The following is a 26,645-nucleotide window of genomic DNA, read 5'->3' as shown; positions in this document are numbered from 1 at the left end:
CCCGCGTGTATCCCGCGCCTAACCTTCCGCCTCTAGTCTGCGTCGGGCACCGACGACAAACCGGCTTGGGGAGCTCATGGCGGAGCAAGCGGAACCGTGGCGGCAGGAGATCCGCCTGGCCATGACGATGGTCGGCGGCGCCAGCCTCGCCATCTGGATGGGCGGCGTCGCCACCGAGACCTCCCAGCTGCTGCGGGAGTCCCGGGGCGACGCCGAGGCGGGCCTCTACCGCGGGCTGCTCGACCTGCTGCGCGCCACGGTGTCGATCGACGTCCTGACCGGCACCAGCGCCGGCGGGATCAACGCGGCCTGCCTCGGGCTGGCGGAGGCGTTCGGCTCGACGCCACAGGTGCTGCGTGACACGTGGCTCCGGATCGGCTCGCTGGAGAACCTCCTGCGCGACCCCGCGGAGGCGCAGCCGCGGTCGGTGCTGGACGGCGACCGCGTGCTGCTCGGCGACCTGGCGCAGGCGCTGCACGAGATCACCGGGCCGGGCACCCCGCCCGCCGAGCCGCCGGACATCACCGTGCTGCTCACCGGCACGATGATCGACGGCGAGACGACCCGGTTCGACGACGCGCTGGGGAACCTGGTGCGCGACACCGAACACCGGATGCTCTTCCGCTTCGAAGGTCCACTGTGGACGGAGGGCGTGCAGGGGCCGCTCGCGCTCGCCGCGCGCTCGACCGCGTCGTTCCCCGGCGCGTTCGAGCTGGCCCGGCTGCCGATCGGTGCCGAGGGCGCCGACGAGCTGCACCCCGACATGACGGCCTACACCGACCTGACCCGCTCGCACTGGCTGACCGACGGCGGGGTGCTGCTCAACAAGCCGCTGCGCCCGGCCCTGCGGGAGATCTTCGAACGCCCGTCCCACGCCGACGTCCGGCGGCTGCTGCTCTACGTCGTGCCGACCGGGGAAAAGGAGGCGACCGGACTCGCCTGCGACCCGGCGGCCCCGCCGCTGCTGGCGAACGCGATGAGCAAGGTCGTCTCGACGGTGATGAGCCAGTCGATCAGCGCCGAGCTGGAGGAGCTGACCCGGCACAACGACGCCGTCGTCCGCACCCGCGACACCCGCGTCTCGCTGGCCGCGCTCGGGCTGCGCGGCGGGCCGGAGTCGCTGATCGACAAGCGCGTGGCCACCGCGTACCTGGACCGGCGCACGGCCGAGGACGCCGCGGAACTGGTCCAGGTGGCCAGCCGCCGGTACGCACTGTCCGATGTGGACACCGAGGACCGCGAGTGGGCGTCCGGGATGTCGCAGCAGCTGCGCGCCGTCGCCGTCACCGGGCTCAGCGCCGGCATCCCGCTGGCCCCGCCGTCGGCGAGCATGTCCGTGCCCGAACTGGTCGGCTACCGCACGAGCGCGCTCGACGACGCCGTGGCGACCGGGCTGCAGCTGATCAACGCCGGGTTCCGGCTCGGGCCGGCCGCCGGGGAAGCCAAGGCGCTCAACGACACGCGGGCCGGGCTGCACGCGGCGCGGAAGACGTCGGCCCGCGGGGTGCGGCTGGCGCAGTGGATCGCCGCGCACGACGGGCCCGGCGCGAGCAGCACCCTCGAGGTGTGGATCCGCGAGCTGGCGCAGGAGTGGGCCGGGCTCGGCCGCTCGGACGCGGTCGCGCAGGCCTGGCCGCTGGTCGTCGCGGCCCTGCGGGAGGCGGCGCCGACGCTGCGGACGCTGGCGAACGCGGCCCTGCGGGACGCGACGGCGCCGACGTCGCGGGCGCTCGCCGACGGGGCCCTCGAGTCCGCCAACGCGGCCCTCGAGACCGCCGACACCGTCTCGGTCCTGCTGGACTGGCTGGCCCTCGAGAACGGGGCCGACAACATCGTCCAAGGGCGGCTGCTCGGCCTCCACGTCGCGACGCGCGGGCTGCTCGCCCAGGCGCCGTCGGTCGACCAGCGCGTCGAACTCGTGCAGGTCAGCGCCGATTCCCGGACCCTGCTGGACCTGAAGCGGCGCCGGTCGTGGGACAAACTGACCGGGATGCAGGCCGACTACTTCGGGGCCTTCTACAAAGGGTCCTGGCGGGCCAGCGACTGGATGTGGGGGCGCGTCGACGGCGCCGGCTGGCTGGTCCAGTGCCTGCTCGACCCGGCCCGGCTGAAGACCCTGCGCGACCTCATCGGGCCCGAGGCGTTCCGCGACGAGGTCGTCGCGGCGCTGGGCCCGCTCTGGCGCGAGCCGGACCCCGCCGACAACGGCGAGCCGGCCGAACTGCGGCAGCTCAAGGAGCAGCTGACCGCCGAACTGGCGTTCCTCGGGCTGGACTGCGCGCTGAAACCGGTCGCGGAGTTCTCGGACGACCCGCCGATCAGCATGCCGGTGACGGCCATGGTGCTCGCGCGGATGCGGCAGGCGCAGATCGCCGCGGAGGAGCTGCCGGTGGTCGCCGAGCAGGCCCAGGCCGACGTCGAGGTCGGCGGGTGCAGCGGCGCGGCGTCGGCGGCGTTCCGGGCGCGGAGCGCGCGGCCGATCGGCGACGCGGACACCGCTCAGCGCGTCTTCCAGGTCTGCCAGGTCTCGGCGGAGAAGCTGGCCGGCGAGCAGGGCACCGCGCAGCTGACGCGGACGCTGGTCAAGCTCGGCGCGGCCGTCGTCAACGCCGGCGTGGTCGCGTTCCGGCTGCCCGGCGGCTGGCCGCAGACCGTCGCGGGCATCCTGCGGACGGTGGCCCGGAGCACGGCGAAGGTCACGCAGAGCGCGTCGAAGCTGGGCACGCTCGGCTCGCTGGCGGCGGGTGTGCTGGCGCTGCTGGCCGGCCTGGTCATCGGCGACAGCAGTGGCGCGATCCTGCAGTGGATCGGCCTCCCGGTGCTGGCCGGCGCGGTCGTGTACCTGGCCACGGCCCTGCTCACGATGGGCCGCACGCCACGGCGGCTGGTCGGGGTACTCGGCGCCCTGGTGGTGGCGGCGCTGCTGCTGGCGGCGTTCCTGCCTCCGATCGCGAGGCCGTTCTTCGGCTGGCTCGGCAACGTGGTAGCCGGCTGGCGCCGCGGCGACGGCGCGGTGTGGTGGCTGGTCGTCTCGGGCCTGCTGATCCTCCCGGCGGTGGTGATGCCGGTGAGCGGCGCCTGGCGACGTCTCCGCCACCGCCGTCGCCCCTGAGAAGACCCGGGCGGATTCGGCCCGGCGCCTTGCGATCTTCGCGCCGGAGGTTCATGGTGCGGGTAGGTCGCGGACAACGAGGACGCGACCTGAGCCGCCGTGTGCCCCGGAACTTCTTCGGTCAAACACGTTTGTGGGACTCCTCACCGGGTACTCCACGTCGCCCCAGGTCATCGCGGGGTCGTGAGCTGCGTCGCTGGCGAGCGGAAAATTCTCTGTTACGTTTCCTGAGTATGTCCGTAACGCACTTGATCGAATCGCCGACCAAGGCGGACGGCGCGGCGCTGTGGCGAATCGCGCGTGATTCCGCCAAGCTCGATCTCAACTCGCCGTACGCATACATGCTGTGGTGCCGCGATTTCGCCGAGACATCGGTGGTCGCGCGCGAGGACGGCAAGGCGGTCGGATTCGTCATCGCCTACCGCCGGCCCGACGAGCCCGAGGCCGCGCTCGTCTGGCAGGTCGCGGTCGACGCGTCGCAACGAGGGAAGGGCCTGGCCGGGGCCCTGCTCGACGCGTTGTACACGCGCCTGGTCGGCGCGGGGGTGCGTTACCTCGAGACCACCATCACCCCGGACAACGAAGCGTCCATCCGGCTGTTCACGTCGTTCGCGAAGCGCTGGAACACCGCGATGGAAACCAGCGTGCTGTTCGGCGGGGACGAATTCCCCGAAGCCGGGCACCTGGCCGAAGAGCTTTACCGCATCGGTCCGCTATCGGTACGCACAGATCCGGGCGAGTAGGAGAAAAGAAACGTCATGAGCATCTTCGAAGAGCTCGAATCCGAAGTACGCAGCTACAGCCGCGGCTGGCCCGTCGTGTTCGACCGCGCGCAGGGGAGCTGGCTCCACGACGAGAGCGGCAAGGGCTACCTGGACTTCTTCGCCGGCGCGGGCGCGCTCAACTATGGGCACAACAACCCGGCGCTGAAGCAGGCCCTGATCGACTACATCCAGCGTGACGGCGTCACGCACGCGCTGGACATGTACACCGTGGCCAAGCGCGACTTCCTGCAGACCTTCCGCGACAAGATCCTCGACCCGCGCAACCTGAACTACAAGGTCGTGTTCCCGGGTCCGGGTGGCGCGAACGCCGTCGAGGCCGCGCTGAAGCTGGCGCGGAAGGTGACCGGCAAGGAGTCGGTCATCAACTTCACCAACGCCTTCCACGGCATGACGCTCGGCGCGCTGTCGGTCACCGGCAACTCGATGAAGCGCGGCGCCGCGGGCATCCCGCTGGTGCACGCCACGCCGATGCCGTACGACCGGTACTTCGACGGCGCCATGCCGGACTTCCTCTACTTCGAGAAGCTCCTCGAAGACTCCGGCAGCGGGCTCAACGAGCCGGCCGCCGTGATCGTCGAGGGCGTCCAGGGCGAGGGCGGCATCAACGCCGCGCGCCTGGAGTGGCTGAAGGGTCTCGACGACCTCTGCAAGCGCCACAACATCCTGCTGATCCTCGACGACGTCCAGATGGGCTGCGGCCGCACCGGGCCGTTCTTCAGCTTCGAGGACGCCGGGATCTCCCCGGACATCGTCTGCCTGTCGAAGTCCATCAGCGGGTACGGCCTGCCGATGGCGCTGACGCTGATCAAGCCGGAGCTCGACGTCTGGGAGCCCGGCGAGCACAACGGCACGTTCCGCGGCATCAGCCCGGCGTTCGTCACCGCCACCGAGGCGATCAACACCTACTGGAGCGACGACGAGCTGGAGAAGTCGACCAAGGCCATGGGGGAGCGCATCGCCACCGCGTTCACCGGGCTCGTCGAGGCCTACCCGGAGGCGAAGCTGTTCGCCAAGGGCCGCGGTCTCGCCCGCGGTCTGGAGTTCGAAAACGGCGAGCTGGCCGGGCGCGTCTGCGCCGAAGCCTTCGCCCGCGGCCTGCTCATGGAGACGTCCGGTCCGGACGGCGAAGTCATGAAGCTGCTGCCGCCCCTGACCCTGACCGACGACGAGCTGACGCAGGGTCTGTCCATCATCGACGAGTCCGTCAAGGCCGTCCTGAGCAAGTAGAGGAGTACGACGTGCTCGTTCGCACGCTCGACGAGGTGACCGACACCGACGCCGACATCAAGACCCCCAACTGGCGCAGCAAGCGCATCATCCTGGCGAAGGAGGGTGTCGGCTTCTCGGTGCACGAGACCACGCTCTACGCCGGGACCGTCAACGACTTCTGGTACGCGAACCACATCGAGGCCGTGTTCATCACCTCGGGCGAGGGTGAGATCGAGGACCTCGCCACCGGCAAGGTGCACGAGCTCAAGCCCGGCACGCTGTACCTGCTGAACGACCACGACAAGCACCAGGTCCGGCCGCGGACCGAGATCAAGTGCGTGTGCGTGTTCAACCCCCCGGTGACCGGCCGCGAGGTGCACGACGAGAACGGCGTGTACCCGCTGATCACCGAGGAATCGTAAGAGCACCGGAGAGGCCACACAGGAGGCGAAGCCCGTGACGCTGACGGACACCCGGGTCGACGACGGTTACCCGACCCGGATCACCGGTACGCCGGAGCACCTGCCGCGCGTGCACCCCACCGTGTGGGGTACCGAAGCCGATGGTCCGATCGACGCCGCGACCCTGGCGAACCACGAAGCCCGCGGCTACACGGTGGACGACGACCTGCTCTCGGTCGGCGAGGTCCAGACGTACTGGCAGGAGCTGGTGCGGCTGTCCTCGAACCGCGAGCTGGCGCAGGACGAGCGCGTGATCACCGAGGCGCGGACCGGCGAGGTCCGGTCGATCTTCGCCGTCCACGACATCTCGGACCTGATTTCGGAGCTGGTGCGCGACCCGCGCGTGCTGGACCGGGCGCGTCAGCTGCTCGGCTCCGACGTCTACCTCCACCAGAGCCGGGTGAACTACATGCCCGGGTTCAAGGGCACCGGGTTCTACTGGCACTCGGACTTCGAAACCTGGCACGCGGAGGACGGCATGCCGGCCCCGCGGGCGGTCAGCTGCTCCATCGCGCTGACCGACAACTACCCGTTCAACGGCGGGCTGATGATCATGCCGGGCTCGCACCGGACGTTCGTCCAGTGCGCCGGCGAGACGCCGGCCGAGAACTACAAGGCGTCGCTCAAGGACCAGCGGGTGGGCGTACCGACCGAGCACGACATCACCGAGATGGCGGCCGAGCACGGCATCGACCAGTTCACCGGCCAGGCCGGGTCGGCCCTGTGGTTCGACGCGAACGTCATGCACGGCTCGGGGAACAACATCACGCCGTACCCGCGCTCGAACATCTTCCTGGTGTTCAACAGCGTGGAGAACGCCTTGACCGAGCCGTACGCGGCGAGCCAGCCGCGCCCGGCGTTCATCGCCGGCCGCGACACGACGCCGATCTCGCGCTGACGCGCACCCAAAAGCGGCCGACACGCACGCGTGTCGGCCGCTTTCGGCGCTTCTGTCGGCTTTTCGGGGCCGGCGCGGAGAATTCGCGTCAACCCGGCGGTGACTGATCCGGTGCGCTTTGTTACCGTGTCGCCACCGCGAGGGCGTGTGGCCCGCGCGAGAAACGTCTTCGCGGACGACCGGCGGGTGCTTCGCTCGGGGTGAGCACACCCCGCCCGGTCGTTCACGGCGACGGCGGGCGGACCGCGCCCCCTGGCGGCCCGGCCGGGAGTAGTGCGCACGACCCCGCACCAGCGGATCGGGACCGATGGTGCGGGGTCGTGTTGCGTCCGGAGGAAGTCGTAGCCGCTCGCGCTGCCACCGCGGAATCCGCAGAGTGACGAAGTTCCTGGTGAACGGTCTGCCGTCGTCCCGGCTGGGTGGTACAGGTCCGCCCGACGTCACGGTAAGTTGACTTTTCTGACGAGGGAGACGTCAGGAACGTGAACCCCGGGGAGGTGGGCGCGAGCATGGCCGAAATCCGTTTCCAGCTGCTCGGGCCCGTCCAGCTCTTCGCCGACGACGTCCCCGTCCCGATCGGCGGGCCCGGCGTCCGCGGCCTGGTCGCGCTCCTCGCGCTGCAGCCCGGCAAGGTCGTCGCGCTCGACGACATCATCGACGCGCTCTGGGGCCACGACCCGCCCGCGACCGCCCGGACCATCGTCCACGGCAACGTCTCCCACCTGCGCCGGGTGCTGCGCGAACTCCGGGGCGACGCGAACATCCTGACCACGCCGCCGGGGTACCGGCTGGTGGTCGAGCCCGGCCGGATCGACGTCCACCGGGCGCGGAGCCTGCTGGAGCGCGCGTCCGTGGCCACGCCCGAGACCGCGGCCGCGCTGCTCGCCGAGGCGCTCGCGTTGTGGCAAGGGCCGGTGCTGGGCGGGGTGCCCGAGTCCGTCCGGGCGCCCGAGCTGGCGGAGCTGCGCCGGGCCGTGCACGGCGCCCGCGTCGACGCGGACCTGAACCTCGGCCGGCACGCCGAGCTGATCGTGGAGCTCAGCCCGATCGCCGATCCGCTGGAAGAGCGCACCGCGGGCCAGCTCATGCGGGCGCTCCACCACGCCGGGCGCCGCGGGGACGCGCTCGAGCTGTACCGGACCGTTTCCCGCGCCACCCTCAGCACCTTGGGTGTCGAACCCGGCGCCGAACTCCGCTGGCTCCACGAACGGATCCTCCACGACGACCTCGCGGCGCCGGTCGAAGAGCCGGCGAAGGCGATCTCCCAGCTGCCCGCCGCGGTGCCGAGCCTGGCCGGGCGCACCGACGAGCTGGCCTGGCTCGACGCCCTGGTCACCCGGGCCGAAGCCGGCGAGACCACGATCGCCGTGGTCACCGGCACCGCCGGCGTCGGCAAGAGCACGCTGGTGGTCTGGTGGGCGCACCGCGTCGCGCGGCGGTTCCCGGACGGCGTCCTGTTCGCCTCGCTGCGCGGCTTCGACCCGCACCACCCGCCGCTGGAACCCGCCGAGCTGCTCACGCAGTTCCTGCTCGGCCTGGGCGTCGAAACCGCGCAGGTCCCGGAGCTGCTGCACGAGCGCGTCGCGCTGTACCGGTCGCTGATCGCCGGGCGCCGGATGCTCGTGCTGCTCGACGACGCCCGCACCGCCGAACAGGTGCGCCCGCTGCTGCCGCCGAGCGCCCGCACGATGACGGTGGTGACCAGCCGCTTGCGCCTCGACGGGCTCGCCGTGTCGAACGCGGCCAAGCAGCGCGTGCTCGGCACGCTCGCCCCCGACGACGCCGTCCGGCTGATCGAGGAGCTGGCCGGTCCCGCCGGCCACAGCCACACGCTCGCGCGGCTCTGCGGTTACCTCCCGCTCGCGCTGCGGATCGCCGGCGCCCGGCTGTCGGCGAGCCCGCAGCGCACCGCGGAAGAGCTCGTCGACGAGCTCGGCAACGAGCGCACCCGGCTGGAAGGGCTGCAGGTCGACGGCGCCGACGACGGCGTGCGCGCCGCCTTCGACGTCTCCTTCCGCGGCCTGCCCGGCGAGATCGCCGAGACGTTCCTGCAGCTCGGCGGGGTGCCCGGGGTGATGGTCGGGCCGCACCTGATGGCCGCCGTCGCGCAGATCCCGGTGACCGAGGCCCGCCGCCGGCTGCGGGCCCTGGCCGCGCACAACCTCATCGCCGAGACCGCGCGCGACGTCTTCGTCCCGCACGACCTCGTCTGGCTCTACCTGCGCGAACTGGCGGAGCAGGAGCTCGACGAGAAGGAGCGGGACGAGACGCTCGGCTGGACCGTCCGCTACTACCAGGCGGTGGCCGACCGGGCGCGGCGCCGGCTCGCCCGCGTCGCCGACCCGCTCGACTTCTCCGGCGTGCTCGCCGATGACGTCCTGCCGTCGCTGCCGGGTTTCGCCGAGGCACAGGACTGGTTCGCGGCCGAGTGGCCGAACCTGCTGGCGGTGCTCGACGCCGCGTACTCCGCGGGCCGCTACGACGACGTCTGGCGGCTGGCCCTGCTCGGGCACACCTACCGCGTCGCGTGCCCGCTGCTCGACGAGTGGACGCGGATGGCCGACCTCGGCGTCGCGGCCGCCGAAGCCACCGGCGACGTCGCCGGGCAGTGCTGGCTGCGGCTGACGCGCTGCGAGATCGCGCTGACCTTCGAGCTGCCGGGCGCCGGTCTCGCCGACGCCGAGCGGGCGCGGGAGCTGTCCGCCGGGCTCACCGACGACCGGCTCGCCACCGCGGCCGACCTGCAGCTCGGCCGCGCGCTGAGCCGGCTCGGCAACCACGACCGCGCCGTCGAGCTGCTGCGCGAAGCGATCACGGAGGCCGAGGGCGACGCCGTGCTGCTGGGGCAGGCGCTCGGCAGCTGCGCGGAGGCGGAGGCGCGGGCGGGCCGCTTCCCCGACGCGATCGCCCACCGGCTCGCCGCGCTGCGGATCGACCGCGAGCTGGGCGACGACGACCGGGTCGTCCGCGCGCTCGACGACCTGGCGGAGCTGAGCCTGCGCGCCGGTGATCAGCCGGCGGCCGAGCGCTACGTCCGGGAGGCGATCGACGTCGCGATCAGCCATGGTTTCGTCGCGCGCGAAGGCGCGGCGCGGGTGACCTTGGGCCGGGTCCTGCGGGCGAAAGGCGATCTGGACGGCGCCCGGGAGCAGCTCGTGTTGTCCGTGCGCATTTACGAGCGGGTGCACCCGAAGCTCGTCGGGGAAGTCCGCGCGGAACTCGCTGAACTGCGGTGACGAATGCGTCCCGGGTGCCATTCGGCCGCCCGGCGCCGGCGCTCCACGTCAGTGGCGAATCGGTCTGTTGCGAATGGGTCACGGCTCGTGGCGAACCGGAGAATCCTTAGTGGATTCTTAGTGCCCGGCTCCGCCGTCCGCGTAGGTTCGGCGGTGCCGGCGGAGCCTCGGGGAGGGGCAGGCTGTGAAGCCGGTGCCAGGCCCCGCGCGAGGAGTGAAACCCCGGCGGGGCCGGGAGCCGCCAGGAGCGGCTCGTGGCGGCCCGGCCGGCCGAGATGGGGGTAGGCCGGCCGGTCGCCAGGCGGGTGCCGCCGATCAGCCCACGTTGGCCGTGCAGAGCGCGATGCTCGTGCCGCTGTTTTCCGCGACCTTCTTGCCGTCGACCAGAATGGCGCACCCGATGTCGTTGTAGGAATTCGAATTGCGGGTGTCCGCGGTGAGCGTCAAAAGATAGGAACCATTGTTGTACGACGCCTGGCCCTGCCACGCGTCGGTGCTCGCGGGCGCGTTTTCGGTGCGCTGGTCGCCGAGGCTGCCGTAGCGCACGGTCGCACCGCCGGCGGAGGTCACCTGGAAGACCACGGCGTGCTTGTCGCCGGCCACGGCGGGCAGGTGCAGTCCGGAGGAGCCACCGCCGAGGAAGGTCGAGTAGACCAGCATCCCGCCGGTCGAGAGCAGTGCCGCGATCGAGACGACGACCGCCGTGATCGCCAGCCCGCGGCCACCCACGGTGCCCTTCTTGACCTGGATCAATCCGGCGACCGCCAGGACCAGCCCGATCGCTCCGAGGGGCCACGCGACAAAGCCGATGTCCGGGACGAAGGTGACGATCAGGGCGGCGACGCCGAGCAGCAGGCTGACGATCGCCAGGATGTTCCGGCTGGGCTTCGCGTTCGCTTGACGACGCTCAGTGGCCGTCACCGGCGGCGCCGGCCTGCTGCCGTGGCGCGCGGTGGTCGGCGGGTACTGCGGGTCGGTCATCATGCCTGCCCCTTCGGATGGGAGTGCGACGACGTTAACCCATAAGTGTGGCCCAGAACGAAATTGTTACATTCTGGAAAAAGTCATTGTCCCACCATTTCAGGCCGGGTATCGGTATTTCCTGACCTCGCGCGCAGGCTGTGGCCCGGTGATCAATGGGATGAATATCGGAGCTCCCACTGTCCGGCGCGGAACATCGCGACGTCACGGCCGGAATCCTAAATACGGTACGGCCATCCCGATACCGCCGGGAGGCCTACGACGAGTGGCGGGTCGTGCGCGCTGTGACATGCGGGGCTTCGCCTCGCGCCCGGGGGCTTCGCCACCCGAAGCCCCCAAAAAGCGACGGCGAATGCCGTACATCGGACTTCTCAGTCGAAAAGACTCACTTCGGGAGTGATCTCGAGGAGCTCGAACACCGGCCGGCCGCGGCGGCCGTCGATGGTGGTGGTGCGCACGACCCGCAGCCGGGCGGTCACCGGGTGGTCGAGGTTCTCCTTGATCTCGTCCAGCAGGTCCTCGGCCACCGCGCCCTGGATGGTCCCGCCCGACTCGCGGTCGAGGTAGAAGATCCGCCGCCGGGTGCGGACGCCGTCGAGCCGCCCGCGCACCGTCTCGTAGCCGACCGCCTCGCGGGACTCCCGGAGGCTGCCCTGCAGGATCCGCGCCTGCTCGGTCGTCATGCTGCGGGTGACCTGCTCGCCGGCGGTCGGGGTCAGCGCCATCCCGATACCGGCGTTCTTCGCGACGGCGTTGACGATGTCGCTCACGGCGTTGCGGACGGTGTCGCGCTGCAGCAGCACGGCGTCGAGCGCGCCGTCGTCCGAGCCGTTGGCCGGGAGGAAGTCGCACAGCTCCTTCACGGCCCGCTCGGACAGCGTCTCGATGCCGTCCACGATCAGCGCGTCGTCGGCGACGTCGAGCTCCGGGAAGCCGAAGAAGATCGCGTTGCCGGCCTGGCCGCGCTGGATCAGCGGCGCCTTGTCCCGGTCCGCCTGCTGGACGATGGTGACCTCACCCGAGGGGTTCCGGATGATGTGCCCGATCTTCGCCGTCGCGTCCTGCAGCGCCCGGCTGATGTCGGAGAAGGTGTAGGCGTCGATGTGCTGCTCGCCGATCACCGAGACGTGCAGCAGCGGCGAGCGGGACGTCCGCTCGAACTTGGCGTTCGCGGCCATCGCCGACGCGCGCGCCAGGTCGTCCAGCCAGGTGCCGCCCGGGATCTCGTCCGCGATGCGCCGGAACTCGTTCCTCACCAGATCATCTCCGGGTAGCCCTTGCCGCCTGCGGCCCAGACCTCGGCCCAGGTGTCCTCGTCGCCGGGGCGGCACAGGAAGCCGTCCAGCATGCCCCCGACCGGCTGCACCTGGTCCAGGTACATCGCGGGCTGCCCGACGATCACGCCGCGCAGGGTGAGCAGGCCGTACAGCGCCGACCGGCCCTCGTCGTCGAGCCGCTTCAGCGCGCCCCACTCGTCCGGGACCAGGACGACGTCGAGGCCGCGCGGCGGGTGCGCGGTGCGCGTGACGAGCTCGCCGCCGATCCACGCGCGCCCGGACGGCATGATCCGGCGGGCGACACCGAGGTAGCTGTTGAGCGCGCTGAACAGGATCTCGCGCTCGTTCTGGTGCGGGGCGTCGAAGACCAGGCGCTCGTAGACGTCGGCGAGGTCACAGGCGTGGCGGCCCGGCGGCAGAACCTGCTGGGGCGTCCAATGGGGGAGCGCCACGCCACCCCCTTCTCCGCCTCGCTCACAGTGCGTAGCCGAATTTACCAGGATGGGTGTCAGGCGCCGCGCCCAGGCTGGTGTGGGGCCTGCGGCCACTGGTGGGTGGCGTCGGGCAGGTCGTCCGCCCCGGGCCAGGCCGGTTCCTCCTCGGCGGGCCAGTCGTCGGCCTCCGCCCCGCGTTGCGGCGGCAGCGGGAGGTGCCCTTCACGGTGTCCCACGGGCTCGGGGGTGTCCTCGTCGTAGCGGGACTCCTCCGTCGGCTGGAAGCTCGCGGCGGGGATGAACTGGGTCTGCTCGGCCGCGGTGGGCTCGTAGTACGGCTCGGGTTCGTACTCATGCCGGGGTTCCGGCTCGGGGCGCCGGGTCGTCCGCAGGACCAGCCACGCGGAGAGCGCGCCGAGGGCGAAGGCGACGATCAGCCACAGCCAGATCTGCCCGAACAGCCACACCATCTGCTCACACCCTTCAGACGACCGTGATCTCGACGCGCCGGTCCTCGTCGCCACCGGCCGCGGGCCGGGTGTCGCCCAGCCCGCGCGACGTCACGCGCCCGGCCGTCAGCCCGTTCGACGTGAGGATCCGCGCGACGGCCCGGGCGCGGTCCCGGGAGAGCTTCAAAGCGGCGTTCTCGCCGCCGGGGCCACGGGCGACGTGGCCGGTGACGCGGTACCGGAAAGTGGACGGCGACTTGGCGAGCGCGATCCCGACGCCCCGCGCTGCCTGCTCGCCTTCCGGGGTGAGCCGCGCGGTGTCGGGTACGAAGGTGATCGGCGCCTCGGCGAGCAGCCGATCGATCTCGGCTTGCACCCCGGCCTTGTCGGTGGGCGGCGGCGCGGTCGTGGTGGTGGTCGGAGGCGGGCTCGGAGTGGTCGGCGTCGCCGGCTTCGTGGTCGGCGGCGGTTGACTCGAAGCCACGGGGGTCACGTCACCGGAGATCTGCGCGGCCCGGACGCCGTCGACGTTCTGGACGACATCGAGGGCGCGGAGGGCCTTGTCGGGCGGGAAGCCGCTGAGGGTGGCGTCCCGGCCGTCGAAGCTGACCTGACCTTTCGGAAGCCCCGCGGCGACGAGCGCGTCCTGGGCCCTGGAGGTGAGGTCCCGCTGGATGCTCCCGGCCTGCGCCCAGGTCACGACCCCCGCCAGCAGTGCCGTGACCAGCACCGCGATCGGGACCAACCGGATCCAGCGACGCCCACCGGACATGAAGCGACTGTAAGCCGGGCGACGCGGCTTGGCGACCCGGGAGAGCCACCCGTCCACAGTTTGTCCCCAGCCGGGTCGACATGTGGACAACTCGCGCGCCGGTGATCGTTCGAGCACTCTCCGTCGGACCTGCCCGTTACGCTGGAGACGGGCGGCCCCCCTTGGGAGTGGCGGGGTATGTCTGTTGGGTCACCAGGGGGCCGGTGCTCGCAGCTCAGGTGGGTTGGCGGCGACGTGAGCGGGGACGTCCGTGGCCCGCGCGAAGATCTGCGGCTCGCGCGAAGATCTGTGGCTCGCGGAACCCTGGCTGATCTGGTGGCCCACGGACCGACTTCGAATGCCGTGAAGGGCACCTTCAGGGACTTAGAGTCCCTGAAGGTGCCCTTCACGGCATTACCGCTTGGCGCCCGGACAACCGTGCCACCCGTGGACCTCGAGTTTCTGGCGTTGCAGTCGGGCGGGGTGGTGGCTCGGGGTCACGCGGGTGGCGCTGCTCGGCTGGGTCGCAGCTTGGGTCGGTGGCCGCAGGGGGCGGCGTGGCGGTGTTGCCGCGGGCTGGGTTCGCGGGTGTGCGCAGGTGGCCGACGTGCGGGATCTCCTGGGATTCGCGACTCGCGTAGGTGTGGCTCGGCTCCGGCTGGTGTGCGCGGGCCGGCTGCCCGGGTTCGGTGGCCCCGAGCCGAGCCGAGCCGAGCCGAGCCGAGCCGAGCCGAGCCGAGCCGAGCCGAGCCGAGCCGAGCCGAGCCGAGCCGAGCCGAGCCGAGCGCCGGAGGCGCGAGTGCCACGCCAAGCGCGTCACAGAGACCGAAGGCAGCCCCCGTTGAAGTGCCGTTAGGGCCACCTTGCGGGCGCCAGATGCCCGCAAGGTGCCCTTAACGGCACTCCGGAGTCAGAGGGCGAGCCGAAAAGCCTCAGCTGGCCTGCTGTTGCTGGGTGTTTTCCGCGGCCTCGAGGACCTCCAGCGGCACCAGCGGTGAAAGCTGCGGCCGCTTCGGGGACAGGCCGTCGCCCATCGACTCGCCGCGCAGCTGGCGGCGGATCCAGGGGAGCAGGTGCACCTTCGTCCACGCCAGGTCCGATCGGCGCGAGTCGATCCAGCGGCTCGGGGTGTCCTCCGACGGCCACGGCTCGCGCCAGTCGCCGTCCACCGGGATGCCCAGGACTTCGGCCGACTTCATGGCGATGCGGCGGTGGGCCTCCGGGGAGAAGTGGAGGCGGTCGTCGCTCCAGGCTCGGCGGTCGTGCAGCGGGCCCATCGTCCAGAGGTCGACCATGCGCGCGCCGTAGCGCTCGGCGATCGCCCACAGGTGCGTGTTGTAGATCGCCACCTTGCCGCGCAGCACCGACATCACCGACAGGACCTTGGTGTCGGGGCCGTTGAAGATCAGCACGGGGATGCCGGCCTCGCGCAGCTTCGCGACGCCTTCCTCGAAGCGTTCGACGACCGCCTCGACGTCGGCGCCCGGGACGATGATGTCGTTGCCGCCGGCGCAGAGCGTGACCAGGTCGGGCCTCAGTTCGAGCGCGATCGGCAGCTGCTCGTCCATGATCTCGTCGAGCATCTTGCCCCGCAGGGACAGGTTCGCGTACCGGAAGTCGGACCGCCCGGCCGCCAGGATCTCGGCGAGCCGATCGGCCCAGCCCCGGAACGAACCGTCCGGCAGCGCGTCGTTGAGCCCCTCGGTGAAGCTGTCACCGAGCGCCACATAGCTGTCGAATCCGTACACGTTGGGTCCCCTTCCCGTCCTGCGACCGACCCACCCCGACATGTAGTTGTACACCCCAACTAACGAATCGGGCCGCACCCCCACGATGCGTCCACCGCCACCGCGGGTTCAGCCGGCGGTAACAGTGTCTTATCTTGTCGGCCTTCCGCGCTCCTGTATTACGCAGTCTTCACCTTCGGTATGCCGTGAAACAGCACACTCGGAGTTAAATCCGGCACCCGATGTGGCGAAGATCTCCCCGGCCAGGGCGTTCCGGGCGCGATCCGGCAGGCTGGACACGTGTCCGAACAACCCCGCGAGTCGCTCGCGCAGATCCTCGGCGGCCGTCGAGGGGCGCTCGACGCCAGCATCCCGCCGGCCGGTTTCGTCGTGGGCTGGCTCGCGGCCGGTCAGTCCATCGCCTGGGGGGCCGGCGCCGCCATCGCGGTCGCCCTCGCGCTCGGGATCTTCCGGTACGTCCGCGGCGGCCGGATCCGCGCTATCGTGGTCAGCCTCGCCGCCGTCGTCGCGGCCGCGCTGATCGCCCTGCACACCGGCCGCGCCCAGGACTTCTTCCTGCTGCAGCTGATGTCCAATGTGGCCAGCGCGCTGCTCTGGGCGGCCAGCATCGTGGTCCGCTGGCCGCTGCTCGGCGTCGTCGTGGGCCTGGTGCTCGGCCAGAAGACGCGCTGGCGCCGCGACCCGGTGCTGCTCAAGGCGTACTCGCGGGCGAGCTGGGTGTGGGTGTTCGGCCAGTACGTGCTGCGCGTCGTCGTCTACGGCCTGCTGTGGTGGTCCGGCCAGGTGATCGCGCTCGGCGTGGCCCGCACGGTGCTGTCGTGGCCGCTGGTCGCGTTGACCGTCGCGGTGAGTGGCTGGGTGCTCTACCGCGCGTTGCCCCCGGAGCATCCCGGCCTGCGCCTGGCCCCGGAAAGCCTGACCCCCGAAACCCGGTCGGACGACGTACCCGGGACATAAGGCGGCCCCCGGCGAGGGGGGAGGGTCCGGGGGCCACTGCCTACGGTACCCGGACTACCCGGGTTCAGTCGACGTTTTGACGCGTTCACGACGCGTTTTGCTCATTTTCGCAGGGGCGCGGGTCTCGCGGCCCCTTCGCCGAAGGCGTCCACCGCGGCCAGCCAGGCCGCCCCGAGCACCCCATCGGAGCTGGTCAGCACCTCGAGACCGGTCAATCCACGCCGGACGAGCGCCCCGATCGGGCTGTTCCCGGTGAGCACGGAACCGACGAGGACGACCGGGGTCGACTCGCCGGGCTCGCGCGCGGCGAGGGCGTTCGCGACCAGGAGCCCGGCCCCGCGGGCCACTATTTCGCCCGCCGCGGGCTCGCCGGCGTCGTGCGCCGCGCTCACCAAGGGGGCGAACCGGGCCAGCCGCACCGGCGCTTCCGCGTTGGCGTTGGTGATCAGCGCCCGGGACGCGGCGAGTCGTCCGGCGTCGGTCCGGACGTCCACACCGGACGGTCCGAGCGCTTCGGTGAGCACCGCGCTGGGGAGGCCGTCGAGTGACAGGCCGCGCCCGAGTGCCTCCAAAGTGGATCGGACGGCCTCGCGGCCGAGCCAGAACGCCGATCCCTCGTCACCGAGAAGCCAGCCGTAGCCGCCCACCGTGCCGGCCAGCCGCCATTTCCGGATCCGGCCCGCGATCGAACCCGTGCCGGCGACGAGCACGGTGCCGTCCGGCGCGGCGGTCGCGGACGCGTACGCCACTTCGGCGTCGGCGACCGCGCGGACGCCGGTGAGCCCGATCCGGGCCCACGCCGCGTCGAAGACCGCCGCGATCGCCGGGTCGCTCAGCTTGCTGACCCCGGCCATGCCGACGACGCACGCGCGCACCTCGCCGGGGTCGCGCCCGCCGAGGGCCGCGGTGATCGCGTCGGCGATCCGGCCGGCGGCGACGTCGGGCGCGTGCGCGTTGGGGTTGGCGCCGCCGCCGCGCCCGGTACCCAGCACGACGCCGGCGGCGTCGACCAGGGCGGCCCTGGTCGACGTGCCGCCGGCGTCCACACCGACCGCGAAGGTCACCGGGTCTTGGTCACCTTCAGCAGGCCGCGCGGGCTGTCCGGGTCGCCGCCGCGGGCCAGCGACAGACCGAGGGCGATCCGCTGGAGCGGGAGGATCTCCAGGATCGGCGCCAGGTCCTCGACGGTCGGCGCGACGTCGATGCGCAGCGCCGCGGGCACCTCCGAGGCGGCCGAACCGACGGCGAGGACGTCCGCGCCGCGCTTGCCGACGGCCTCGAGGACCTCGTGCATCGCCTGGCCGCCGTGCCCGGCGCTGGTCACCGCGAGCACGGCGGTTTCGCCGTTCACCGCCGCGACCGGGCCGTGCAGCAGGTCCGCGCCGCTGTACGCGCGGGCGGCGAGGTAGCTGGTCTCGGCGAGCTTGAGCGCGCCTTCGAGCGCGGACGCGTAGGAGTAACCGCGGCCGGTGGTGAGGACGCGGTCCACGAAGCGGTACCGGTCGACCGCGCGCTGGACGCCCTCGACGGAGCCGTCGAGGGTCTGCTGGGCCAGCTCGCCGATCTTCTCGGCGTCGGCCGCCTTGCCCCCGCGCACCGCGTCGATCAGCAGGTACAGCGCCATCAGCGTGGCGGAGTACGTCTTGGTCGCGGCGACGGCCTTCTCGACCCCGGCGCCGATGTCGATGCCGAGCTCCGACGCCGCGCGCAGCGGCGAGTCGGGCGTGTTGGTGACCGACACCGTCAGCGCGCCCTGGCGCCGCGCCGTCTCGGTCACCTCGATCAGGTCAGGCGAGCCGCCACTCTGGCTGACCGTGACGAACAGCACGTCCCGCAAATCGGGCCGCGCGCCGTACAGCGTGGCCGTGGACGGGGAGACAAGACCAGCCGGAAGGCCGAGCATTACCTCGATCAGGTACTTCGCATACAACGCTGCGTGGTCACTCGATCCACGCGCGGCGAGCAAAGCGAAGCGCGGGGGGCGTTGTGAGATCTTTTCCGCCACCCCGGCGATTTCCGCCTGACGCTCGACCAGTCCGGCCAAGACGTCCGGCTGCTGGGCGATCTCCGCGGCCATGTGCTCGCCGGGCCGTTGTTCGGTCATCATTTTCCTCTCCACCTCCGGCATTATGTACCGGACTCAGGCGGCGTCGGTCAGGTCTAGACCAATCTTAGTGGGGCGGCGCGTTTGGGGAAAAGGGTACGTTTCTTACGGGGACGTGGCGTGTTATGAGGGAAGACATAGGGAGTCGGGCATGTTGGACACCACCACCGCGGGCGAGGCGGGTGCCGTCGCCGGGATGCGCGGTCAGCGAGAGCCCAAGTACTGGGCACTGAAACAGCACCTGCTGGACCTGCTCGACGTGCTGCCGCCCGGGTCGCCGATCCCGACGGAACGCGCGCTCGCCGGGGAGTTCACGGTCTCCCGCACCACCGTGCGCCAGGCGCTGGCCGACCTCACCGCCGAGGGCCGGCTGCACCGTGTGCAGGGAAAAGGCACTTTCGCGGCCGAGCCGAAGCTCGCGCAGCGGCTGCAGTTGTCCTCCTACACCGAGGACATGCGCAAGCAGGGCCTGAAGCCGTCGTCCAAGCTCCTGGAAGTCGAGGAGCTGCCGGTCGAAGGCGATCTGGCGAAACTGCTCGGAATCCGGACGGGTGCGAAAATTCTTCGCCTTCGACGGCTTCGACTGGCGGACTCGCAGCCGATGGCGCTCGAGACGACCCACCTGCCGCTGGGCCGCTTCCGCGGGTTGCGCAAGCACGTCTCGGCGGGCGCGTCGTTGTACGCCGTTCTGCGTGAGCACTACGGCGTCGAGCTGGAACGCGCGGAGGAGACGATCGAGACGTCGCTCGCCGGGCCGCAGGAAGCGGAGATGCTCGGGGCGGACGTCGGCATGCCGGTGCTGATGCTGACCCGGCACTCGTTCGCCACCGACGGCAAGCCGGTGGAGTTCGCCCGCGCGATCTACCGGGGGGACCGCTACAAGTTCGTCACGACTCTGATGCCGTAAGCGCTCGGTTGACGGGGGTCTTCGCGCGCGGTGGAGTGTGCTGGTGACAGCCACCGAAGACACCGGGATCCGATGGGGGACGCACGCCGCGCGCGGCGTGCTCGCGACAACCATCCTCGGCTCCGGCATGGCGATGCTCGACGGCACGATCGTCAACGTCGCCCTGCCCCGCATCGGCACCGAGCTGGGCGCGTCCGTCGCCGGGCTGCAGTGGATCCTCGACGGCTACATGCTGGCGCTCGCCGCGCTGATCCTGGTCGCCGGCTCGCTCGGCGACCGGTACGGGCGGCGCCGCATGTACGTCATCGGCGTCGTCTGGTTCGGCGTCGCGTCCGGGCTCTGCGCCGCCGCGAACTCGACCGAGGTGCTCGTGGCGACGCGCATCCTGCAGGGCATCGGCGGCGCGCTCCTGACACCCGGGTCGCTGGCGATCCTCCAGTCGTCCTTCGCGCACGACGCGCGCGCCCGCGCGATCGGCGCCTGGTCCGGCCTCGGCGGCATCGCGGCCGCCGCCGGGCCGCTGCTCGGCGGGCTGCTCGTGCAGCTGTGGTCGTGGCGGCTGGCGTTCCTGATCAACGTGCCGATCGCGGTCGCCGTCGTGTTCATGGCGCGGAAGTTCGTGCCCGAGTCGCGGGACGAGGAAGCGACCGGGCACCCGGACTTCGGCGCCGCGGCGCTCGGCGCGGTCGGCCTCGCCGGGATCACCGGCGCGCTGGTGGAGGCGCCGGGACGCGGCATCGGCGACCCGATCGTGCTGGTCGCGGGCGTGCTGGGGATCGCGGGACTGGCGGCGTTCGTGTTCGTCCAGCACCGCTCGCGGGAGCCGCTGGTGCCGCCGTCGCTGTTCCGCGACCGGACGTTCACCCTGTCCAACGCGCTGACCTTCGCCATGTACGCGGCGCTCGGCGGCGTGCTGATGCTGCTGGTCATGCAGCTGCAGGTCTCGCTCGGCTACTCGCCGACCGCGGCCGGCCTGGCCGGGCTGCCGCTCACGGTGATCATGCTGCTGCTCTCGGGCCGCTCGGGCGCGCTCGCGCAGCGCATCGGCCCGCGGACGCAGCTGGTGGTCGGGCCGATCGTCGTCGGCATCGGGATGCTGCTGATGCTGCGCATCGCGCCCGGCGCGTCCTACCTCGGGGCCGTGCTGCCCGCGGTCGTCGTGTTCGGGCTGGGCCTGGCGACGGTCGTGGCCCCGGTGACCGCGACGGTGCTCGCCGCGGCCCCGGATCGCTACGCCGGCGTCGCGTCGGGTGTCAACAACGCGATCGCCCGCTCCGGCGGTCTGCTGGCGGTGGCGGTGCTGCCCGCCGCGGCCGGGCTGACCGGCGAGGCGTACACCGACCCGGTCGCGCTGACCGCGGGCTGGCGGACGGCGCTGATCATCTGCGCGGTCCTGGCCATCGCGGGCGGGCTGATCGCGCTCGGCATCCACAACGGCGTGCTGGCGCCGCCGACTCCCGCGCCTCCGGCCGCGGACGAGTCGCCCCACCTGGGCGAATGCTTCCACTGCGGCGTCGAGGGCCCGCCGACGCACGTCCGCGGCGGCGTCTCCACCTGACCGGGCCCGGTCAGGCCAGGATCTCCGCGAACAGCGCCGGGTCGACGTTGCCGCCGGAGACGATCGCCACCGTGCGGCCGGTGGGCAGCCCGGCCGCGTGGTGCAGGTACGCCGCCGTCGTCACCGCGCCGCTGGGCTCGGCGACCAGGCGGGCCTTGTGCGCAAGCGTCCGGACGGCGTCGCGGATCTCGTCCTCGGTGACCGTCACCATGGCGTCGACGACCTTCGTGAGGTGCGCGAAGGTCAGCTCGGACGGCTGCGCGCGCAGGCCGTCGGCGATCGTGCGGGCGCGGTCGGCCATCGGCCAGTCGACCTGACGGCCCAGCCGCAGCCCCTCGGTGGCGTCGCCGGCCAGCGCGGGCTCGACGCCGATGACCTTCGCCCGCGGGCAGCGGGCCTTGAGCGCCGTGCCCACGCCGGCCGCGAGCCCGCCGCCGCTCACCGGCACCAGCACGACGTCGACGTCCGGCAGGTCTTCGGCGATCTCCAGGCCCGCGGTGCCCTGTCCGGCGATGATCGCCGCGTCGTCGTAGGGCGGGACGAGGGTCAGCCCGCGTTCGGCGGCCAGTTCGTGCGCTTTGGCCTCGTGTTCGCCGATGGGCACCTCGATCACCTCGGCGCCGTACGAGCGGGTCGCCTCGACCTTGATCCGCGGCGCGACGTCCGGCACCACGATCACCGCGGGCACGCCGTACCGCCGCGCGGCGTACGCGACGGCTTGCGCGTGGTTTCCGCTCGAGTAGGCGATGACACCGCGGGCGCGCGTCGCGTCGTCGAGGGTGCCGATCGCGTTGAACGCGCCGCGCACCTTGAACGCGCCGATCGGTTGCAGGCTCTCGGGTTTCAGCCACAGGGACCCGCGCGGGTCCCACGTTTGGAGCAACAGCGGCGTGCGTACGGCGACACCTTCGACGCGCTTCGCGGCGGCCTCGATGTCAGAGATCGTCACCAGTTCCATCTGCCGAGTATGTCAAGAAACCGTTCGATTTACACTGTCCATAGTGGACAGTCAACGTGGCGCTCCTCACGCCGTGGCAACGCGGGGAGTTTCCCGCGCGCCTTACACGTTGGACAGGGGAGAAGACTTACTACCGGATCGGGATCATGAGCAAGGAGAACGCAGCGACTTCCGAAACGAAGGAAGCAAAGTCCGGCCTGCGCATCGCGCAGGTGATGGCGGCGGCGCTCGCGGCGGTGACCGCGGCGCTGCTGGGCTCGACGCTCGGCGTGGCGGGCACGGTGGCCGGCGCGGGCGTGGCGAGCGTGATCACCACGGTCGGCGGCGAGGTGTACCTGCGCTCGCTGCAGCGCACCCGCGCGGCCGCGGTGAAGGCCCGGCAGCTGGCGACGTCGGGGATCCGCCGTCGCGGCGGTGCCGAGGTCCCGCTGGCCGAGCAGCCCACGGTCCAGTTGAAACGGCCGGACGACCTGCCCGCGGAGGACGAACCGGGCCGCCTGCGCAAGCTGCGCTGGCCGCTGATCATCGGCACGAGCGTGGTGGCGTTCGCGGTGGCAATCCTGGCGATGGTCAGCGTGGACGCGGCCACGGGCGGCAAGGTAGCGGGCGGCACGGGAGCGGGCATCGGCAAGATCTTCGGCAGCGGCTCGGGCCCCTCGACCCCGGCCCCGTCGACGACGCCCTCGACCTCGACGAACGACACCCAGGACTCACCGACGGACACGTCGTCGACGACGACGCAGTCGAACACCCCGCCGACGACCTCGTCGGACACGCCGACCACAACCCCGACAACGCCGAGCACGACCTCCCAGAAGCCGACCACCTCGGCGGCACCCCCGACCAGCCAGGGCGCGGCGTCCACCCCGACCCCGTAAAGCCGTGAAGGACTCCTTACCGGCCATAAGAGCCGGTAAGGAGTCCTTCACGGACTTCGGTGTCAGACCAGGTGGGACCGCAGTTCGCGAGCCGCGGCGGCGGGGTCCTCCGCCTCCGTGATCGCCCGGACCACCACGATCCGGGAAGCCCCGGCCGCCAGGACCTCCGGCAGCCGCGGGACGTCGATGCCGCCGATGGCGAACCACGGCCGTGAAGGCGCGGCGGCCGACGTCGAACGGACCAGGTCCAGGCCTGGTGCCGAGCGGCCCGGCTTGGTCGGGGTGGGCCAGCACGGGCCCGTGCAGAAGTAGTCCACCCCCGGTTCGGAAGCCACGGCGGAAGCCTGGTCAACAGAGTGCGTCGAACGGCCGATCACCACGTCGTTGCCGAGGATGCGGCGGGCCAGGGGGACCGGGATGTCGTCCTGGCCCAGGTGCAGCACGTCCGCGCCGACCGCCAGGGCGACGTCCGCCCGGTCGTTCACCGACAGCAGCGCGCCGTGGCGGGCGCACGCCTCCGCCAGCACCTCCAGCGCCGCGATCTCGCCCGCGGCTTCCAAGGCGCCCGTCTTGTCGCGCAGCTGGATGATGTCGACGCCGCCGGACAACGCCGCGTCCGCGAAGGACGCCAGGTCGCCACGGGCCGTTCGGGCGTCCGTGCACAGGTACAGGCGCGCGGCGTCGAGCCGGGCGCGGATCTTGTCACCGGAGAGGGCGGGCATAGCGGCGACCGTACCCGGCGGGCCGGCCCCCGAGCGGTGCGTGCCGTTGTCCCGGAAAGCCATCCGGCCGTGACTGTGGTTGGACTGGTAACGACGGGCGCAGTAGGGTGAACGAGTCCGCACGGGAGCCCGAGGCACGGGCTGAGAGGGAGCTGCCGCTCCGACCGTGGAACCTGATCCGGGTCATGCCGGCGCAGGGAGCGTGATCCCATGACGAACACCTTGGCCGTGGTCGGCGCCGGCGTGATCGGCCTGTCCGCGGCGTGGCGCGCGGCCGCGAACGGCCACGCGGTCACCGTTTACGACCCCGAACCCGTGCGCGGCGGCGCGTCCTGGCTGGCCGGCGGGATGCTCGCCCCCGTCACCGAGGCCTGGCCGGGCGAGGAAGACGTCCTCGCCCTCGGCGAAGAGTCCCTGCGCCGCTGGCCCGGCTTCGCCCACGACCTCGGCCGAGAGGGCGTCGATCCCGGCTTGGCCGAGCACGGGACGCTGGTCGTCGCCTTCGACAGCGCCGACGCCGGCCACCTCGACATCCTCGCCGGCTACCTGCACTCCCTCGGCCGCGCGGCCGAACGCCTGACCGGGCGCGAGGCCAAGCGGCTCGAACCCGGCGTCGGGTCCGTCCGAAGTGGACTCCACGTGCCCGGTGACCTGGCTGTGGACAACCGGAAACTGCTCAACGCGCTCTACGCGGCTTGCGTCAACCACCAAGTCCGGTTCGTCCGCGAACGCGTCGAAACGACCCCGGACGCCGACGCCGTCGTGCTCGCCGCCGGCGCCTGGACCGGGCGGCTGCACCCCCAGCTCGCCGACGCCGTCCGCCCGCTCAAGGGCGAGATCCTCCGCCTGAAACCCCGCCGCGGCTGCCTGCCGCCGCCGACGCGCACCGTCCGGGCCGTCGTCGAAGGCCGGCCGATCTACCTCGTTCCGCGCGGTGACCAGGAGCTCGTCCTCGGCGCGACGCAGTACGAAGCGGGCTTCGACCGGGCCGTCACCGCGCGCGGCGTCCGCGAGCTGATCGAGGGCGCCGAGTGCGTTTTCCCCGCGATCACCGAGTACGAGCTGGCCGAGACGGCCGCGGGCCTGCGCGCCGGCAGCCGCGACGCGCTGCCGTACCTCGGTGTCCTGGACGACGGCGTCTACGCCGCGACCGGGCACCACCGCAACGGCCTGCTGCTGGCCCCCGTGACCGCGGACGCCGTGGTCGCCTGGCTCGAAGGCGCGAAGCCGCCCGAAGGCGTCGAAGCGGCTTCGCCCGCTCGCTTGCACCAGAAGGAGCACGTGTGATGGAGATCAAGCTCAACGGCCGGTGGACGGAGTTCCCGGACGACGCGACCGTCGCCGACGTCCTCGACGCCGCCGGCGGGCAACGGCCCGGGATCGCCGTCGCGGTCGACGGTGTCGTCGTCCGGCGTGGCGACTGGGCCACCACCACCGTGCCCAAGGGCGCGGCGCTCGACGTGCTCACCGCCGTCCAGGGAGGCTGAAGTGGCTGAAGTGGACGAAGAACCGCTGGTCATCGGCACGCACAAGCTGTCGTCACGGCTGATCATCGGCACCGGCGGCGCGGCGAACCTCGCCGTGCTCGAACGCGCGCTGGTCGCGTCCGGCACCGAGCTGACCACCGTCGCGATGCGCCGCGCCGACGCCGAAGGCGGCTCCGGCGTGCTGGAACTGCTCCGGCGCCTCGGGATCGAGCTGCTGCCGAACACCGCGGGCTGCCGCACGGCCGCCGAAGCCGTGCTCACCGCGCGGCTGGCGCGCGAGGCCCTCGGTACCGATCTGATCAAGCTCGAAGTCCACGCGGACGACCGGACGCTGCTCCCGGACCCCGTGGAAACCCTCGACGCGGCCGGGCAGCTGGCCGCCGACGGGTTCACCGTGTTCGCCTACACGAACGACGACCCGGTGCTCGCGCTGCGCCTGGAGGAGGCCGGCTGCGCGGCCGTGATGCCGCTGGGCGCGCCGATCGGCACCGGCCTCGGGATCCGGAATCCGCACAACATCGAGCTGATCGTTTCGCGGGCGGGCGTGCCGGTGATCCTCGACGCCGGAATCGGCACCGCGTCGGACGCCACGCTGGCGATGGAGCTCGGCTGTGACGCCGTCCTGCTGTCCACCGCGGTCACCCGGGCCAGTGATCCCGAGCGGATGGCCGCGGCGATGCGGTCGGCCGTCGTCGCCGGGCGGCTGGCCCGGGGCGCCGGGCGGGTGCCGCAGCGCTTCTGGGCGCAGGCGTCGAGCCCGCCGCGCTGAATCCCGGTCGCAACACCGGACCTTCACCGCGAACCCGTAAGGTAGACGGAACTTTCCGGCGCACCCGCGCCCGGGTGAGGGCAGAAGGAGCCAGCCGTGACCACATCGGTTCAGGACACCTCGGGCAGGTTGTACCTCGCCGTGGGCCGGCTGTCCCGGTCACTGCGCCAGGCCGGTGTGCCGGGCCCCGGGCACGGCGCGATCTCGGCGCTCGCGACGCTGGTCCACGCCGGCCAGCTGCGGCTCGGTGACCTCGCGGCCAAGGAGGGGGTCGCGGCGGCGACCATGTCGCGGATCATCGCGTCGCTGGTCGAGGCCGGGTACGTCGTGCGCGAGTCCGACCCGGTCGACCGGCGGGCGTGGCTGGCGAAGGCCACCGAAGAGGGCGAGCGGCTCGTATCCGGCGTCCGGTCGACGCGCGTCCAGGAGCTGAACCGGCGGCTGGACAGGTTGTCGCCCGAGCACCGTGAGGCCCTGACGACAGCGCTCCCGGCGCTCGAAGCGCTGATCGCCGACGAAGACCGCTAAGCGGGCGGTGGCAGCCGCCGGGTGATCCGGTCGAAGAGCTCTTCCAGCGGCTCGCCGACCTCGCGGCCGAACTCGGTCAGCCCGTAGGTGACCTGGGGCGGCGTGGTCGGCTCGACCCGCCGCCAGATCAGGCCGTCCCGGACCAGTGCCCGCAGGGACTGGGCGAGCATCTTCTCGCTGATGCCTTCGATGCTTTCGCGCAGCTCGAAGAACCTGAGGTCGTTGCTCTGCAAGGAGATCAGCACCCAGATGCCCCACCGGCTGGTGACGTGGTCGACCACCTCGCGCGCGGCGCAGCCGGTGTGAAACACCTCATACCGCGGCTTGGCCTCGCCCTGGGTGATCTGCGCGCCTCCGGTCACGTAAGGAGCTTACCCGCAGGTATGTCCTTACCAAAAGTTAGCCCGGCTCCTAGCGTCCTGAGCACAGAGGACAT

Annotated in this window: 25 protein-coding genes and 1 riboswitch; of the genes, 14 read left to right on the top strand and 11 right to left on the bottom strand. The window is 71.9% G+C overall.

Going from position 1 to position 26,645, the window contains the following annotated elements; translation table 11 throughout:
* Nucleotides 1-76 precede the first annotated feature (76 nt).
* From OHS18_RS26555 to OHS18_RS26530, 6 genes are all read left to right on the top strand, one after another.
* Nucleotides 77-3,112 carry a patatin-like protein gene (locus OHS18_RS26555; protein WP_328612762.1) on the top strand — a complete coding sequence of 1,012 codons (3,036 nt, stop codon included), beginning with the start codon at nucleotides 77-79 and terminating at the stop codon, nucleotides 3,110-3,112.
* 233 nt (nucleotides 3,113-3,345) lie between these two features.
* The gene (gene ectA, locus OHS18_RS26550) at nucleotides 3,346-3,855 is read left to right on the top strand and encodes a diaminobutyrate acetyltransferase (RefSeq protein WP_328612761.1); all 510 of its coding nucleotides are present in this window, start codon (nucleotides 3,346-3,348) and stop codon (nucleotides 3,853-3,855) included.
* Nucleotides 3,856-3,870: 15 nt separating this feature from the next.
* The gene (gene ectB / locus OHS18_RS26545) at nucleotides 3,871-5,124 is read left to right on the top strand and encodes a diaminobutyrate--2-oxoglutarate transaminase (RefSeq protein WP_328448116.1); all 1,254 of its coding nucleotides are present in this window, start codon (nucleotides 3,871-3,873) and stop codon (nucleotides 5,122-5,124) included.
* A gap of 11 nt (nucleotides 5,125-5,135) precedes the next feature.
* The gene (locus OHS18_RS26540; protein ID WP_328448118.1) at nucleotides 5,136-5,528 is read left to right on the top strand and encodes an ectoine synthase; all 393 of its coding nucleotides are present in this window, start codon (nucleotides 5,136-5,138) and stop codon (nucleotides 5,526-5,528) included.
* Nucleotides 5,529-5,562: 34 nt separating this feature from the next.
* Nucleotides 5,563-6,465 (top strand): ectoine hydroxylase, encoded by a 903-nt coding sequence (gene thpD / locus OHS18_RS26535; RefSeq protein ID WP_328612760.1) that lies wholly within the window; start codon nucleotides 5,563-5,565, stop codon nucleotides 6,463-6,465.
* Between the two features lie 509 nt (nucleotides 6,466-6,974).
* Entirely contained in the window at nucleotides 6,975-9,701 is a 2,727-nt protein-coding gene (locus OHS18_RS26530) for an AfsR/SARP family transcriptional regulator (protein WP_328612759.1), read from the top strand.
* 315 nt (nucleotides 9,702-10,016) lie between these two features.
* Here OHS18_RS26530 and OHS18_RS26525 read toward each other — a convergent pair whose 3' ends face one another.
* From OHS18_RS26525 to OHS18_RS26500, 6 genes are all read right to left on the bottom strand, one after another.
* Nucleotides 10,017-10,685, bottom strand: coding sequence for a DUF4190 domain-containing protein (locus OHS18_RS26525; RefSeq protein ID WP_328448123.1), 669 nt, complete (start codon nucleotides 10,683-10,685; stop codon nucleotides 10,017-10,019).
* A gap of 368 nt (nucleotides 10,686-11,053) precedes the next feature.
* The gene (locus OHS18_RS26520; RefSeq protein WP_247058625.1) at nucleotides 11,054-11,938 is read right to left on the bottom strand and encodes a hypothetical protein; all 885 of its coding nucleotides are present in this window, start codon (nucleotides 11,936-11,938) and stop codon (nucleotides 11,054-11,056) included.
* A complete protein-coding gene (locus OHS18_RS26515) occupies nucleotides 11,935-12,411 on the bottom strand; it encodes a DUF6932 family protein (RefSeq protein ID WP_328448127.1) in 477 nt (158 codons plus the stop codon). The genes OHS18_RS26520 and OHS18_RS26515 overlap by 4 nt, the downstream gene beginning before the upstream one ends.
* Nucleotides 12,412-12,467: 56 nt before the next feature.
* Nucleotides 12,468-12,863: a hypothetical protein gene (locus OHS18_RS26510; RefSeq protein ID WP_328448129.1), complete on the bottom strand. Its 396-nt coding sequence runs from the start codon at nucleotides 12,861-12,863 to the stop codon at nucleotides 12,468-12,470.
* 13 nt (nucleotides 12,864-12,876) lie between these two features.
* A complete protein-coding gene (locus tag OHS18_RS26505) occupies nucleotides 12,877-13,614 on the bottom strand; it encodes an OmpA family protein (RefSeq protein ID WP_328612758.1) in 738 nt (245 codons plus the stop codon).
* 911 nt (nucleotides 13,615-14,525) lie between these two features.
* Complete coding sequence (locus tag OHS18_RS26500) at nucleotides 14,526-15,341, bottom strand: SGNH/GDSL hydrolase family protein (protein WP_328448131.1); 816 nt, start codon at nucleotides 15,339-15,341, stop codon at nucleotides 14,526-14,528.
* 279 nt (nucleotides 15,342-15,620) lie between these two features.
* Between OHS18_RS26500 and OHS18_RS26495 the strand changes: the two genes are divergently transcribed.
* A complete protein-coding gene (locus OHS18_RS26495; protein WP_328612757.1) occupies nucleotides 15,621-16,298 on the top strand; it encodes a DUF3159 domain-containing protein in 678 nt (225 codons plus the stop codon).
* Nucleotides 16,299-16,399: 101 nt separating this feature from the next.
* Here the strand turns inward: OHS18_RS26495 and OHS18_RS26490 are convergent, their stop codons facing one another.
* Together OHS18_RS26490 and OHS18_RS26485 are read right to left on the bottom strand one after the other, a co-directional pair.
* Nucleotides 16,400-17,362: an N-acetylglucosamine kinase gene (locus OHS18_RS26490; RefSeq protein WP_328612756.1), complete on the bottom strand. Its 963-nt coding sequence runs from the start codon at nucleotides 17,360-17,362 to the stop codon at nucleotides 16,400-16,402.
* Nucleotides 17,359-18,405, bottom strand: a complete 1,047-nt coding sequence (locus tag OHS18_RS26485; protein ID WP_328612755.1) for an SIS domain-containing protein — start codon at nucleotides 18,403-18,405, stop codon at nucleotides 17,359-17,361. Before OHS18_RS26485 ends, OHS18_RS26490 begins: the two co-directional genes overlap by 4 nt.
* Before the next feature lie 148 nt (nucleotides 18,406-18,553).
* Between OHS18_RS26485 and OHS18_RS26480 the strand changes: the two genes are divergently transcribed.
* Both OHS18_RS26480 and OHS18_RS26475 read left to right on the top strand, forming a co-directional pair.
* Nucleotides 18,554-19,309 (top strand): GntR family transcriptional regulator, encoded by a 756-nt coding sequence (locus OHS18_RS26480; protein WP_247058618.1) that lies wholly within the window; start codon nucleotides 18,554-18,556, stop codon nucleotides 19,307-19,309.
* Nucleotides 19,310-19,352: 43 nt separating this feature from the next.
* Entirely contained in the window at nucleotides 19,353-20,867 is a 1,515-nt protein-coding gene (locus OHS18_RS26475) for an MFS transporter (RefSeq protein ID WP_328612754.1), read from the top strand.
* Nucleotides 20,868-20,877: 10 nt separating this feature from the next.
* Here OHS18_RS26475 and OHS18_RS26470 read toward each other — a convergent pair whose 3' ends face one another.
* Nucleotides 20,878-21,825, bottom strand: coding sequence for a threonine ammonia-lyase (locus OHS18_RS26470; protein WP_328612753.1), 948 nt, complete (start codon nucleotides 21,823-21,825; stop codon nucleotides 20,878-20,880).
* Nucleotides 21,826-21,971: 146 nt separating this feature from the next.
* Between OHS18_RS26470 and OHS18_RS26465 the strand changes: the two genes are divergently transcribed.
* On the top strand, nucleotides 21,972-22,703 hold the full coding sequence (locus tag OHS18_RS26465) for a hypothetical protein (protein ID WP_328612752.1): 732 nt from the start codon (nucleotides 21,972-21,974) through the stop codon (nucleotides 22,701-22,703).
* A 62-nt stretch (nucleotides 22,704-22,765) separates the two neighbouring features.
* Here OHS18_RS26465 and thiE read toward each other — a convergent pair whose 3' ends face one another.
* Nucleotides 22,766-23,425: a thiamine phosphate synthase gene (thiE, locus tag OHS18_RS26460; protein ID WP_328612751.1), complete on the bottom strand. Its 660-nt coding sequence runs from the start codon at nucleotides 23,423-23,425 to the stop codon at nucleotides 22,766-22,768.
* Nucleotides 23,426-23,536: 111 nt separating this feature from the next.
* A riboswitch (TPP riboswitch) is annotated at nucleotides 23,537-23,642 on the top strand.
* Between thiE and thiO the strand changes: the two genes are divergently transcribed.
* From thiO to OHS18_RS26440, 4 genes are all read left to right on the top strand, one after another.
* Nucleotides 23,636-24,712 carry a glycine oxidase ThiO gene (thiO, locus tag OHS18_RS26455; RefSeq protein ID WP_328612750.1) on the top strand — a complete coding sequence of 359 codons (1,077 nt, stop codon included), beginning with the start codon at nucleotides 23,636-23,638 and terminating at the stop codon, nucleotides 24,710-24,712. Its footprint overlaps the riboswitch before it by 7 nt.
* Nucleotides 24,712-24,912 carry a sulfur carrier protein ThiS gene (gene thiS / locus OHS18_RS26450; protein ID WP_328448145.1) on the top strand — a complete coding sequence of 67 codons (201 nt, stop codon included), beginning with the start codon at nucleotides 24,712-24,714 and terminating at the stop codon, nucleotides 24,910-24,912. The genes thiO and thiS overlap by 1 nt, the downstream gene beginning before the upstream one ends.
* Nucleotides 24,913-24,922: 10 nt before the next feature.
* On the top strand, nucleotides 24,923-25,681 hold the full coding sequence (locus tag OHS18_RS26445) for a thiazole synthase (protein WP_328618584.1): 759 nt from the start codon (nucleotides 24,923-24,925) through the stop codon (nucleotides 25,679-25,681).
* Nucleotides 25,682-25,777: 96 nt separating this feature from the next.
* On the top strand, nucleotides 25,778-26,209 hold the full coding sequence (locus tag OHS18_RS26440) for a MarR family winged helix-turn-helix transcriptional regulator (protein ID WP_328448147.1): 432 nt from the start codon (nucleotides 25,778-25,780) through the stop codon (nucleotides 26,207-26,209).
* On the opposite strand, the gene OHS18_RS26435 is transcribed toward OHS18_RS26440, so the two are convergent.
* On the bottom strand, nucleotides 26,206-26,571 hold the full coding sequence (locus OHS18_RS26435) for a winged helix-turn-helix transcriptional regulator (RefSeq protein ID WP_328448149.1): 366 nt from the start codon (nucleotides 26,569-26,571) through the stop codon (nucleotides 26,206-26,208). The two genes, OHS18_RS26440 and OHS18_RS26435, sit on opposite strands and share 4 nt — an antisense overlap.
* Between the last annotated feature and the right edge of the window lie 74 nt (nucleotides 26,572-26,645).

The sequence above is a fragment of the Amycolatopsis sp. NBC_00355 genome (genome assembly GCF_036104975.1).
In the GTDB taxonomy this organism is placed as follows: Bacteria; Actinomycetota; Actinomycetes; order Mycobacteriales; family Pseudonocardiaceae; genus Amycolatopsis.
This window is presented reverse-complemented; position numbering and strand designations above follow the sequence as displayed.